General features: G+C 38.5%; 10 protein-coding genes. 3 read left to right on the top strand and 7 right to left on the bottom strand.

What is annotated here, in order from left to right; all coding sequences use genetic code 11:
• Positions 1-23 precede the first annotated feature (23 nt).
• From AC58DT_RS08280 to AC58DT_RS08270, 3 genes are read left to right on the top strand one after another with little or no spacing between them, the layout of a single operon-like run.
• The gene (locus AC58DT_RS08280; protein ID WP_497216399.1) at positions 24-689 is read left to right on the top strand and encodes an NAD(P)H-binding protein; all 666 of its coding nucleotides are present in this window, start codon (positions 24-26) and stop codon (positions 687-689) included.
• On the top strand, positions 670-1149 hold the full coding sequence (locus AC58DT_RS08275; protein ID WP_497216398.1) for a CYTH domain-containing protein: 480 nt from the start codon (positions 670-672) through the stop codon (positions 1147-1149). The genes AC58DT_RS08280 and AC58DT_RS08275 overlap by 20 nt, the downstream gene beginning before the upstream one ends.
• The gene (locus AC58DT_RS08270; RefSeq protein WP_497216397.1) at positions 1139-1633 is read left to right on the top strand and encodes a YciI family protein; all 495 of its coding nucleotides are present in this window, start codon (positions 1139-1141) and stop codon (positions 1631-1633) included. Before AC58DT_RS08275 ends, AC58DT_RS08270 begins: the two co-directional genes overlap by 11 nt.
• Here AC58DT_RS08270 and AC58DT_RS08265 read toward each other — a convergent pair.
• From AC58DT_RS08265 to AC58DT_RS08235, 7 genes are all read right to left on the bottom strand, one after another.
• Positions 1625-2350, bottom strand: coding sequence for a copper homeostasis protein CutC (locus AC58DT_RS08265; protein WP_497216396.1), 726 nt, complete (start codon positions 2348-2350; stop codon positions 1625-1627). The genes AC58DT_RS08270 and AC58DT_RS08265 overlap by 9 nt on opposite strands.
• The gene (locus AC58DT_RS08260) at positions 2347-4617 is read right to left on the bottom strand and encodes a beta-N-acetylhexosaminidase (protein ID WP_497216395.1); all 2271 of its coding nucleotides are present in this window, start codon (positions 4615-4617) and stop codon (positions 2347-2349) included. The genes AC58DT_RS08265 and AC58DT_RS08260 overlap by 4 nt, the downstream gene beginning before the upstream one ends.
• A 35-nt stretch (positions 4618-4652) precedes the next feature.
• On the bottom strand, positions 4653-7136 hold the full coding sequence (locus tag AC58DT_RS08255) for a beta-mannosidase (protein ID WP_497216394.1): 2484 nt from the start codon (positions 7134-7136) through the stop codon (positions 4653-4655).
• A gap of 101 nt (positions 7137-7237) precedes the next feature.
• Positions 7238-8635, bottom strand: a complete 1398-nt coding sequence (locus tag AC58DT_RS08250; RefSeq protein WP_497216393.1) for an efflux transporter outer membrane subunit — start codon at positions 8633-8635, stop codon at positions 7238-7240.
• On the bottom strand, positions 8625-11786 hold the full coding sequence (locus tag AC58DT_RS08245; protein ID WP_045080317.1) for an efflux RND transporter permease subunit: 3162 nt from the start codon (positions 11784-11786) through the stop codon (positions 8625-8627). Before AC58DT_RS08245 ends, AC58DT_RS08250 begins: the two co-directional genes overlap by 11 nt.
• A 20-nt stretch (positions 11787-11806) precedes the next feature.
• Positions 11807-12943, bottom strand: coding sequence for an efflux RND transporter periplasmic adaptor subunit (locus AC58DT_RS08240; RefSeq protein ID WP_497216392.1), 1137 nt, complete (start codon positions 12941-12943; stop codon positions 11807-11809).
• An 11-nt stretch (positions 12944-12954) separates the two neighbouring features.
• A complete protein-coding gene (locus tag AC58DT_RS08235; protein ID WP_497216391.1) occupies positions 12955-13443 on the bottom strand; it encodes a GbsR/MarR family transcriptional regulator in 489 nt (162 codons plus the stop codon).
• Positions 13444-13452: the final 9 nt, after the last annotated feature.

Genomic DNA, 13452 nt, shown 5'->3' with positions numbered 1-13452 from the left:
TATTTTTAATGGAAACATATTCAATGAAAAAAACAGCAATCATTTTAGGCGCCACGGGCTTAACGGGAAGTATCCTGCTCAAAAAACTTTTGAAAGACCCTGCTTATGAAAAGATAAAACTCTTTTCGCGCAGCACTGCGGGAAAGAATTCCCCGAAAATCGAGGAATATTTGATAGATATGTTCCAACTTGAAAATCATTCTGAAGCATTTACGGCCAATGTGGTTTTCTGCTGTATCGGTACTACAAAAGCCAAAACGCCCGATAAAGAAACATATAAAAAGATTGATTACGGCATTCCAGTTACTGCCGCAAAACTTGCAAAACAGAACGGAATTAAAACTTTCATTGCAATTTCAGCAATGGGCGCGGATGAAAACAGTAGTATTTTTTACAATAAAACAAAAGGCGAAATGCAACGCGATGTTTTAAATCAGCATATTGAAAATACATACATCCTGCAACCTTCACTAATTGTGGGCGATAGGGATGAAAACCGTTTTGGTGAAAAAGTGGCAACTTTTTTTATGAAAACCTTCGGATTTTTGGTTCCGAAGAAATACAAAATGATAAAAACTGAAACCATTGCTGAAGCGATGCTGGTTTTGGTGAAAAAAGAATTTTCAAAACAACAAATCACTTCCGATGAAATCAAACAAATAGCCCAAAATGCAGGAAATAGAACGTAAATTTTTAGTCACTTCCGAAGCTTTTAAAAATGAGGCGCACAAACGCACGCGAATCGTTCAAGGGTTTTTGAACACCCATCCCGAACGCACCGTGCGCATCCGCATTCAGGGAAACGATGGATTTTTAACCATTAAAGGAAAATCCAACAAATCTGGCCTTACGAGATTTGAATGGGAAAAACAAATTTCACAGGCAGAGGCCGAGGAATTGCTCCAACTTTGCGAACCGGGAATTATCGAAAAAACACGTTATGAAATTTTCTTTGACGACCATACTTTTGAAGTGGATGATTTTATGGGCGAAAACGAAGGTTTAATTATTGCCGAAATAGAACTTAATTCAGAAACCGAGCCCTTTTCAAAACCCGAATGGCTGGGAAAGGAAGTTACTGGCGATGTGAAATATTACAATTCAAATTTGAGTAAAAATCCTTTTAAAACTTGGAAAAATGAAAACTAAACTACTATTGATAATTTTAGGAATCACACTTTTTAGCTGTGAAACCAAAATTGAGAAAGAATACATCACCGAGCCTTGCCCAGAGGAAGAGAAAATTCCAATGGCGCAGCTGAAAGAGGAACTTACTCAAAAAGGCTTTCAAACCTTCGATTATGTTGATGAAAAATCGGGCGACACTATTTTGATGCAACAATATTTTATTGCATTCCTGAAAAGTGGTCCAACCCGTTCGCAAACCAAAGAAGAAGCGGACAGCCTGCAAAAATTACATTTGGCGCATTTGGGCAGAATGTATGAGGAAGGTTTTGCAGACATTTCCGGACCGTTTGGAGATAATGGCGACATTCGCGGTATTACTATTTACAATGTTCCCACTCAAAAAATGGCCGACAGTTTGGCCAATATGGACCCGATGGTAAAATCTGGCAGATTGATGATTGAAATCCACCCGTGGTGGGCGGCAAAGGGTTTTCCGTTACGCTAAAAGCTGCTTTATTTTTTGAATTGTTTCTTTATTAGAAGTTGCAACAATTCCTTCTTCAAAAAAAGCTTCGCTATGCATTGAAACATTTGGTTTTTGCTGAAGCACTTGCTTTTTTGTTGTTGCCGAAAAGTGAATGCTCTTGAAATTTGCTTCTTTAAATTTCAAGGCATTTTCAATCTTAATTCCACCGCCAGGCATAATTTCAATTTTATCTTTTGCATGTTTTTGAAGGTCTTTTAAAAGTGAAATACCTTCAATTGCAGTTGGTTTTTGGCCAGAAGAAAGCAACCTGTTTACTTTTAAATCAATCAGTTTTTGAAGTTCTTCCAAAGGATTTTCGACCCAATCAAAAGCGCGGTGAAAAGTGAATTCCATTCCATCGGAAGTTTCGATTAATTGCTGTGTTTTTTCTGATTCAATTTTGTTTTCCGAAGTTAAAAATCCGCTTACAATTCCTGCGCAACCTATCTTTTTGCAAAATGCAATATCGCGAAGCATTACATCAACTTCTTCTTCAGAATAAGTAAAATTTCCACTTCGCGGGCGGATTAAAACGTGAGTGGGAATATTCAATTCTGAAATCACTTTTTCAATCAAGCCTTGACTTGGCGTGAGCCCGCCCACGGAAAGTTCGGTGCAAAGTTCGATGCGGTCCGCTCCGGCAAGTTGCGCAGCTTGGGCACTTTCAAAACTGTTGGCGCAAATTTCTATAATCATTCTATAATAATTTCGTCAATAAATGTCCAGGCTTTATTTCCGGCGCCTTGTTGGCCTTCGGGAATGATTCCATAATTTGGGATTATTAAAACAATCTTTGACCCATCGATCATTTTTCCTGCAAGGATTGGTATTATAGGAATATATCCTTCAATAATATTTTCATTATTATAATCGGGGAAAAAAGTTGGAATCGATATCGTATCTGTAGTTCCGTCAACAAAGGGTCTTATCATTTTTATAATCTTCGGTGCATGAATCCATTGTCCCGGCGCATTATAAAAACGAGTGGTTACGGAATTAATGTCTGTTGGAGTCCCAAAATCAATTGTAATTTCCAAATCATCGCCCCAAAATCCCAACCATTCCTTGTCGCCGTAACGTTTATCACTACCTGAAATTCCATTAATCAAAGCTTCCTTTCCGCCTGCAGCATAGGCTGGATTTGGCGGAACGTTCAATGAAATTTTTGCTGTAATTCCTTTGTGATAAATAATTTTTTCTGAAAAATCACTGCCAACTTTTTCACCATTTTTAAAAACATTGGCTGAAATCTTCGAATTTTCTTCAATCAAAATCGGTTTTAAATAGACTTTAGTTTCAGAATTATTTATAGAGTAGCAGATTTTCTTTCCCTTTGTTGGCGTTGTCAGCTCGTAAAAAACCTTGCCGTCCTCTTTCAAAATCTTGCCTTCAAGTTCGTATAAATGATTGGCATAATTAATATTCAAAGAATCCAAACGCGGCATAAACTCTTCAACGCGAGTAACGAAATCTGGGTAATCCTTTTCCAAATTTTCTGAAGGACCGCTCCACGTAACTTCACTCATAGCAAGGATTCTTGGAAAAACCATATATTCAACTTGCTTTTCATTCTGAATGTATTCTGTCCACAGATTGGCCTGCGCACCGAGTATATATTTTGACTCCTCTGCATTTAATTCTTTAGAAATTGGATTGAAAGAATACACTTTTTTTAAGGGAACAAAACCTCCAATCGCCAAGGGCTCATCTGGGTTATCGCTTTGATAATAATCAAAATAAGAATGTGAGGTTGGCGTCATGATCACGTCGTGTTTTTCTTTTGCAGCATCAATGCCGCCCTGCATCCCGCGCCATGACATTACGGTTGCGTTTGGCGCTAGGCCGCCTTCCAAAATCTCGTCCCAGCCTATTATTTTTTTTCCTTTGCTGTTTACAAACTTTTCTATTCGCTGAATAAAATAGCTCTGCAGACCGTGCTCATCTTTTAAGTTTAAGTCATATATCATTTGTTGGCAAAGCTTACAGAGATGCCATTGAATTTTTGGAACTTCGTCGCCACCAATATGAATATATTCCCCTGGGAAAAGTGATGTTACTTCTTCCAACACATCTTCCAAAAAAGTAAAAGTTTTCTCGCTAGGATAAAATATTTCATCAAAAACACCCCATGTTGTAGCAACGGGAATTTGTGTGCCTGTGCAGCCCAACTCAGGATAGGCACTGATTGCAGCCTGGGCGTGGCCAGGCATTTCAATTTCGGGAATTATGGTAACGTTGTGTTTTGCAGCAAAAGCTACTACTTCTTTTATGTCTTGCTGGGTGTAAAATCCGCCGTAACGCTTGCCGTCAAATTTTTGTGGGGTATCGTTATAATGTCCAATTAGGGTTTCTTCGCGAAAAGCACCTTTTGATGTGAGTTTCGGATACTTTTTTATTTCAATCCGCCAACCTTGGTCGTCCGTGAGATGCCAATGAAAATAATTCATTTTCAACAAAGCGAGATTAGCGATGTATTTTTTCACGAACTCTTTATCGAAAAAATGCCGAGCACAATCCAAATGCATTCCTCGGTATTGAAATTTTGGGTAATCTGTAATCGTTAATTGTGGTATTGAAAATGATTGTTTTTTAGTTGGATTTTTTGCCTCAGCCTGGGGCGGAAGTAATTGCCGCAAGGTTTGAACCGCATAAAAAGCACCGCTCGCATCAGAAGCTTTTATTGTAATTTTTGAATTTGATATTTCTAAAATATAGCCTTCGGAAGGTTGGGACACATCTTTTTTGAAAATTAAATCTGCTTCTTTTTCCGAAGTTTTTTTAAGCTGAAATCCCGCTCCATTTTGAAGAAAATCATTTAAAAAATTTCCTGCAATTTCAAATTCTGGTTCAAAATAAAGGGTAATGTTTTCATCAATTTTGAAAGTTCCTTTTTTTAATTCCAAAGACTGCGGTTTTGGAATCAGTGCAATTTGATTGCTCTGCGAAAACATTCCAGCGGACATAACAAATATGATTAAGAAAAGAATTTTTCGCATCGTTATTTTATGAATTGATTTAAGGTTTTATATTCCAGTTTTAGCGGTGATTTGCTTTCGGTTGAAAAAAGAATTGTTTTAGGCTCATTCGGCAAAAGATCGAAATAATTATCTTCAAAAGTTCCTTTTTCATTGGCAATTAAAAATACATTTTTCTGAAGTGTTTTTGAGAAAAGCGTAATCATAAATCCATCTTTCGCCTTTTCAGTTTTGATTTCTATTTCACTTTTGCTCAGTTTCAAATCCTTCGGTTTTACAAAATAATGGAAGTATTCATTTTTTCCAAAATTCACTTTTAATAAACAAACCGTCCTTTTAAATTTCAAGGTTTGCAGTGGAAGCGAAAAAAGTTCTTCGCTACTATTTTCAAGGCTTTCAGCCAAAAGTTTGTTCTCATAAATAACTTTTCCATCGAAATCCATCAATTTCACAGAAAGGGAATCTTTAATGTTTTTAAAATTATCATTAACAACAAAAATATTTAGTGTGTCGTTTTTTTCTTCCGCGGAAATCAAAATGTTATCAAAAGCTTTTTTTGCGCTATAATGCAATGCTTTCCAATTGCCCAAATAATCGATACTTGACCACGAAACCGCTTGCCAGCAATCGTTCAACTGCCAATAAAGCGTACCCATATTGTAAGGTTTTGCGCGGCGCTGGGCATGGATTCCTTTGGAAATTCCATAGGCTTGCAGAAGTTGACTCATATAAACGTAATCATCAGCGTTTTTAGGAACGGGAAAATCTCGCGCCATATAATCTTCAATAATCTGAAAACCCCGCGAATGCTTTTGATGGTTTGTAAAAAGTGTATCATTCATTACCACCGAATCTCTTTCAGTGGTGTATTTTATGGTTTCAACAGTTGGGAAAGATTGAAATCCAAACTCGCTCATAAACCGCGGTACTGCTGACTCAAAATGTTCAAATGGATAGCCATCATGCCACACCCACCAATCGTGGGCATCCCCTTCAAATTGGTAGCGTTTATCGCCTCGGCCGTATTTTGGAGAGCTTTCCCAATAATTGATATTCGGATTTAAACTGTCCACTGCTCGCGGTAAAATATGGTTGAAAACAGCGTAATAATTTTTCCAGATTTCCTGCTTTTGCGCTTCGGTTTTACCGTCCTGCCAGCCCCAACGCTGCCAACCTTCATTGTTTTCATTATTGCCGCACCACAAAGCAATACTTGGATGGCCTCTCAAACGTTTTATATTTATTATTGCTTCCTGCTTTACATTCTCTAAAAATGCGGCATCGCCGGGATACATGGCACAGGCGAACATAAAATCCTGCCAAATTAAAACCCCTTTTTCATCACATAATTCGTAGAAATAATCATCTTCATAAATTCCACCGCCCCAAACGCGCAGCATATTCATATTTGCCGAAACCGCGTCATCAATAAGTTTTGTGTATTTTTCTTGGTCTAATTTTGTTTCAATTATTTGTTGTGGAACATAGTTGGCGCCTTTCATATAAACGGGTTTTCCATTCAGTTTGAAATAAAAACTTTCGCCGATGGAATCTTTTTCGGAAATCAATTCAATGGAACGAATGCCAAGTTTTTTGGAATGTGTTTCCAAAACATTTTTGTTGTGAATCAATTCAACTTGAATGTCATACAAAAATGGTTCGCCCAAATTATGCGTCCACCAAAGTTTAGGATTTTTGATATTAAAAGGAATTTGATAATCGCTTTCACCCGCTTTGGTTTTAAAGGTTGAAGTGAAGGTTTCAGACGTATTTTTATTTGTGATTTGAAGGGTGATTTCTTCTTCTTTTACCGTTTCAATTTCAAACTTCGCGACAAATTCAGCCAATGAATCTGAGATTAATTTTGTTTCAAGAAAAACGTCTTTTAATCGCGCAAAATCATAACTCATCAACGAAACATTTCGCCAAATGCCTATTGTTTTTATAGTTGGTGCCCAATCCCAACCGTATTGATATTGCGGCTTTCTGGTGAAAACACGACTTCCGCCGGGAAGCTCGTAATTTAACTTTTCAGCTTCACTTTTTTCGATGGAATCTGGGCTTTTGAAAATTATCAAAAGTTCGTTTTCGGGTTTTAATGCATCGCTAATATCGACTTTCCAACTTCGGAAAGCATTGTTTGCGGAGAGAATTAAACTGTCATTGAGTAAAACTTTGGCGTATGTATCCAAACCTTCAAAATTCAAAAAATGCTTTGTTCTTTTTAAGGTTTCTTCGGAAACAGAAAATTGCTTTTTATACTGCCAGTTTTTTGAAGAAACCCATTGAATGGAATCTTCGTTATTTTTAAGAAATGGATCGGGAATTTCACCCAGTTTCAACAAATCTGATTGTATGGTTCCGGGAACTTCGGCGGGTTTCCAATCATTTTTTCCATCTTCGGAAAATTGCCAATCCCCATTCAAAGAAATAGTTTCATTAGGCGCTTCTTCACAGGAAATAAAGGCGAAAACAAGTAAAAAAATGACGAAGTGAAATTTTCCCATTGCACTAAAATAGCTGTTTTCGAAATAAGACATAAAAAAATCTGCCTTGAAAAAATTCAAGACAGATTTACAATCAACAATTAAACTAACTTATGAAAAAACTATCGCCAACCGCCGCCCAAGGCTTCGTATAAATCAACAACGGCCTGAAGCTGGTTATTTTTTGTATTTATGAGATTTAAACTCGAATTAAGCGCATTTTCCTGCGCATTCAAAACTTCCAAATAGTTTGCAAAACCGTTATCCAAAAGCTCTTCGGAATAGCCTGTTGCCAAATTATAAGCCTCAAATTCCTTTTGGTTTACCTCAATTTTTTCGATTGCAGCCTCATAATTATAAAGTGCATCCGAAACTTCTTTACTGGCAGTGATAACAGCCAATCTAAAATCTAAATAAGCCTGTTCCTGCTGTGCCTGCGAGACTTCATACTGAGTACGGATTTGACGTTTGTTGAAAATGGGCTGTGTCAACCCTCCAATAATAGTTGCAAATAGCGAATTGGCATTGAAAAGTTTATCAATCTCAATATTCTGAAAACCTCCCGTTGCCGAAAGCGTCAATGAGGGATAGAAACTTGCGCGCGCTGCATTTGTAAGTTCAAAAGCATTCATCAAACTGTATTCTGCGGCCATTACATCTGGTCTATTTCTGAGCAATTGCGCTGGAATTCCAGTATTTAACGGTATATCTATGTTTTGATTTTCCAAACTTCCGCGAGTAATTTCATGTGGAGCGCTTCCCAACAAAATAGACATGGTGTTTTCAAGCAAACGAGCTTGGTTTTTTAAATCGATTAAAATTCCTTTAGCGGCATAAAGTTGCGCTTCGGTTTGTTTTACGCCTACTTCTGTAACGTTTCCGGCCTCCTTTAAAGCTTGGGTCGTTTCCAAACCTTTTGAACGCGTTTCGATGGTTTCCTCGGTAACACGAATTTGTTCATCCAACGCCAACAATTGGTAATAAACCGAAGCAATATTGGCAAGCAACCTACTTTTTACGGCTTGGTGCGCCGCAACACTTTGAAGGTATGAAGCTTGAAAAGCCCTTTCATTACTGCGGATTTTCCCCCAAATATCAGCTTCCCAAGAAAGGTTGGCGCTCAATTCATATTGATCAAGTGATGAAAATTGACTTCCAAACTGACCTCCGGCAGAAAATTCCTGATGAGTATATTTTGCATTTCCATTCAAGGAAGGAAAATATCCTGCCTTACCCTGTTTTACATACGCTTCGGCTATACGTATTTGCTGAAGCGCCACCCGGATGTCCATATTGTTTTTCAGGCCTTCTTCAATGTAACCTTGCAACAAAGGATCCGTGAACAATTCCTTCCACGAAAGGGTCGCGATGCTTAATGTATCCTGCGGAAGATTTTCAGTTCTGTAATTTGCTTCATTTACCACTTGGGGCCGTTCATAATCTTTCGCGGCAAAGCAAGAAACCAGCAGAAACGGCAAACTTGCCAATATCAAAATTTTATATATGCTATTATTTTTCATGAGAAGTGTTTTCTTCAATAGTTTCTAATTTTTCAGTCGGTGCGCCCGTAATTTTTTCCTGTAACCACTGGAAAAGGATGAACAAAATTGGAATTACAAAAACCCCTAAAATTGTTCCTATCAATAAACCACCAACGGCTCCGGTACCAATGGAACGGTTACCTGCGGCACCAACCCCGTTTGAAAGTACCAACGGCATCAATCCAAATATAAAGGCGAAGGAAGTCATCAAAATGGGTCGCAATCGCGCTTCGGCACCGTCAATGGCAGCATCCAAAATAGATTCGCCGTGTTTTCTTCGCTGAAGCGCAAATTCAACAATAAGAATTGCATTTTTCGCGAGCAACCCTATAAGCATTATGAGCGCAATCTGAAAGTAGATATTGTTTTGCAATCCCATAAACTGTGTTGAAATATAGGCTCCAAAAACCCCAACTGGCAATGAAAACAGAACTGAAAAGGGCAATAAATAGCTTTCATATTGAGCTGCGAGCAAAAAGTAAACGAATACCAATGACAAAATGAAAATCATCGTTGTTTGGTTGCCTGCGCTTTTTTCTTCCAAGGTTAAACCTGAGTAAGCGATATCAAAATTGCTGGGCAAAGTTTGGCTAACGTCTTCAACAGCGGCAATAACATCACCCGAGCTATAACCCGGCGCCGGCGCAGCAGTAACTTTTGTGGAATTGAACAAATTGAAACGTGTAACCGATTGTGGCCCATAAACCCGTTTCAGCGTAACGAATTGGGTAATTGGCGTCATTTCACCACTGGCAGTACGTACATAAATATTGTTCAAATCGCTTTCACTTGCCCTGTCTTCCGGCAATGCTTGAACATACACGCGATATTGTTTTCCGAAGCGGGAAAAATCTGCTGCGAAAATACTTCCTATATAACCTTGTAAAGTGTTGAAAATGGTTTGCACCGAAACCCCAACTTCTTTTGCCAATGGCACGTTCAGTATCATTTCATATTGCGGATAACGCGTGTTGAAAGAGGATTGTGCATATTGAATTTCAGGCCGTTGGCTCAATTTTGCAATAAACTCCTGATTGGTTTGGTCCAAATCTGTAAAGCTTCCACCGGAGCGATCCAAAAGATTCACTTCGGCTCCAGCGGAGTTTCCAAAACCGGGAATACTTGGTGGCGAGAAAAATATAATTTGCGCCTCTGGAATTTGCGCAGCAATTCCGAAAAGTTGGCCAGTTATTGCCTGCACCGAAAGCGATTCGTCTTCTCTGTCTTTCCAATCGTCAAGCCTAATAAAGCCAAGTCCGTAATTGCTTCCCGCACCGCTGATCAAACTTCGACCGTCAATAACCGACGCACCTTGTACGCCAGGAAGGTCTTTTATTTTATTGTATAGTTTTAGGTTTACCTCACGCGTACGATCAATTGAAGAACCCGCGGGAAGTTCTACGTTCATAAAGATAATTCCACGATCTTCATCGGGCACAAAGCCTGTTTTCAAAGTTGCAGATGACCACCAAATTCCCAAAACTGCCAAAAGCAAAATAACTCCAGTAATCCATTTATGCCTGTATAGGAAATGGACAGATCTTCCATAACGGTTTACAGTAGCTTTAAAACCTCTGTTGAAACCGTTAAAGAATTTCTGAATAAAACCTGGTTTATTGCTGTTTTGTTTTTCATCGTGACCTTTTAAGAAAAGTGCACTCAGCGCGGGTGTTAAAGTCAAAGCGTTTATTGCAGAAATAATAATTGCAACAATAAGCGTTACTCCAAACTGCTCATAAAATACTCCCGTAGGGCCTTTTATAAAAGTTACGGGGATAAACACTGCAGACATCACCAAGGTAATGGAAACAATAGCTCCGGAAATTTCGTGCATGGCTTTAAGCGATGCCTTTTTCGGGCTTTTCTCTCCTTCGTCAATCTTTGAATGGACTGCCTCGACGACTACAATAGCGTCATCTACCACAATACCAATTGCCAATACCAAAGCGAAAAGCGTCAGAAGGTTGATGGAATATCCAAATAAATTTAGAAAGAAAAATGTTCCAATAATCGAAACTGGTACCGCAATTGCCGGTATTAAAGTGGAACGAAAATCCTGCAAGAATATAAATACCACAAGAAAAACTAGCAGGAACGCTTCTACCAAAGTCATTACCACCTTTTCAATTGAGGCATTCAAAAAGTTGTTAGTATCATACGGAATATAATACGTGATGCCTTCGGGAAGATTGGCTTCCACTTGAGCCAATTCTACTTTTATAGCATCAATAATTTCCTGTGCATTTGAACCTTTCGTTTGAAAAATACCCATATTTACCGCAGGATTTCCATTGGTAACAGATCCACCTGCATAAGATTGTGCGCCAAGTTCTATTTGTGCAACATCGCTCAATCTCAAAAATTCGCCATTGCCCAAAGCTTTAATCACAATGTCGCTGTATTGCTGCTCAGTTTTGTAACGTCCCGGATATTTAATGGTATATGAAAAGGCTTCGCCATTATTTTCACCCAAAGAACCTGCCGCGGCTTCCAAACTCTGTTCTTTTAAAGCTGCAACAACATCGGAAGGCATCAAACTATAGGCTGCAAGTTTTTGAGGATTTAGCCAAATGCGCATGGAGTAATCTTTTCCTCCGAATACACTCACGTCTCCCACACCATTTACCCTTTGTAATTCGGGAATTACGTTTATCTTTAAATAATTCTGAAGAAACGTATCGTCATAATCTTTGTTGGTGCTGTAAAAGGAAAGAAACATCAACGCACTTGTTTGTTGTTTTGAAGTTGTAACCCCAGTTTGAATTACAGCTTGAGGCAACAATGAATTAGCCCGTGCCACACGGTTTTGAACGTTTACAGCGGCAATGTCCGGATCTACATCCTGATCAAAAAACACGCTGATGGAAGCGGTTCCGTTGTTGGTCGCAGTGGAAGTTAAATAGGTCATTCCTTCCACACCATTTATCTGCTCTTCCAACGGAATAATAACGCTTTCAAGAATGGTTTCGGCGTTCGCTCCTGGATAGGTTGCATTCACCTGAATGGTCGGCGGGGCAATATCAGGGTATTGGGTAATGGGCAGATTGGAAAGCCCTAAAATTCCCAAAATCACAATAATTATCGAGATAACCGTAGAGAGTACGGGTCTGTCTATAAATGTTTTTAACATGATTGGTTTTTCTTAAACGGTTATCTGAAAACTTTTTCAATAGGTTTGGCAATGCTGTCAAAAGGCATTTCCTGTGGATTTATTTTGGAATTTCCACGTAGTTTGTTTGCACCTTTTGCAACAATTTTATCACCTTTCTGCAAGCCGGAAGCTACCACGTAAAGGTTTCCAACTTCTGCCGTTGTCTCAATTTTGGTTGAAGTGGCCATACCATCTTCACCAACTTTATACACATAAATACTGCCTTGTTGCTCATAGGTAGCTTCTTGCGGAACAACTACAGCATCGGTATAAACTTTTGGAATTTTAATTTTTCCGCTGTTGCCGTTTGTTAAAATTCTTGAAGGATTATCAAAAACAGCCCTGAAAGAAATAGAACCCGTATTCGCATTTACTTGTGAGTTAATGGTTTCAATGGTTCCTTCTTCTTCGTAAAGGCTTCCGTTTGCCAATAACAATTGCACTTTCGGAAGTTTTTTTATTTTTTCTTCAATATCTTTTCCTTCTGCATTTTGAATAAAATCCAAATATTCCTTTTCATTCATTGAGAAATATGCATACACTTTGCTGATGTCTGAAACAGTCGTCATAGGGACTTGTGAGGATGGACTCACCAACGCACCTTTCCGAAGATTGATGGAACCAACATAGCCATCAACTGGGCTTTTTATGTTTCCGTAATCTATGTTTGCCGCAATGCTGTTATAGCCACTTTTTGCTTGTTGGAGTTTTGCTTTGGCAGTTTCAAGTTGCACATTGCTGATAATATTTTTTTCAACCAAAGGCTTCAGTTTATCAACCTCAACCTGTGCAGCATTCACGTTAGCGCGAGCGGCAGCGGCGTCTTGGCTCAAAGTTTGGGTCTCCAGTCTAAATAACGTTTGTCCTTTTCTTACTTTTTGACCCTCATCAACCAAAACATCCGTAATATATCCTGAAATTTTTGCATTTACCTGACTGTTCACAATCCCTTCAATACTTGCAGGATAGGTTGTAAATGCTGTAACAGTTTTCGTTGGAATTGATACAACCGGTAAAGTTGGGGCTTGTTGTGCCATTTGGGCCTGTTGTGCACTTTTGTCATCGCCACAAGAAGAAAACAATAGCAGAATGCCTAAAGCTATGGGAAGTGAATGAATAAAATTTTTCTTTTTCATTGTTGATCTAATTAGTCGTTTTTATGTTTTTCGGTAAGCTTTTTTTGAATTTTTTCCATGGAAGCACTTGCTTGTGCAAGGAATTCCAAATAATCTTTATGAAATTCCAAGTCGAAGATTTCTGAACAATCCTCAGGAAGTTCTGCATTTATTTCCTTTTTATATTCCATTATTTCAAGATGCAGATCGCGTTCGTTTTTCCAGTTTTTAAGCATTTCATTCATGGCATTTATCATCACATCTGGAACAAGTGTGAAATACTTTTTTCTATCGCCACATTTTGTGTGATAGGTAATTCGGTTTGCGGCCTGCAAAGTGGTTAAATGTGTTGAAATTGTACTTTTACTGGCGCTGAGTTCACATACCAAAGATTCAAAAGTGCTTCCTTTTTTTCCACTTAAAATCAAGGTTGCAAGAATTCGCGCTGCCAAAGGAGCAAGTTGATCCTTGCTCTCAATGTGAACTCCCAATTTCTCAATTAAGCTTTCTTTTTTAGTCAAAATATACTT

It is taken from the genome of Aequorivita sp. CRS11, from assembly GCF_059693805.1.
The sequence above is the reverse complement of the archived record's forward strand: the minus strand, read 5'-3'. Positions and strand labels throughout refer to the sequence as shown.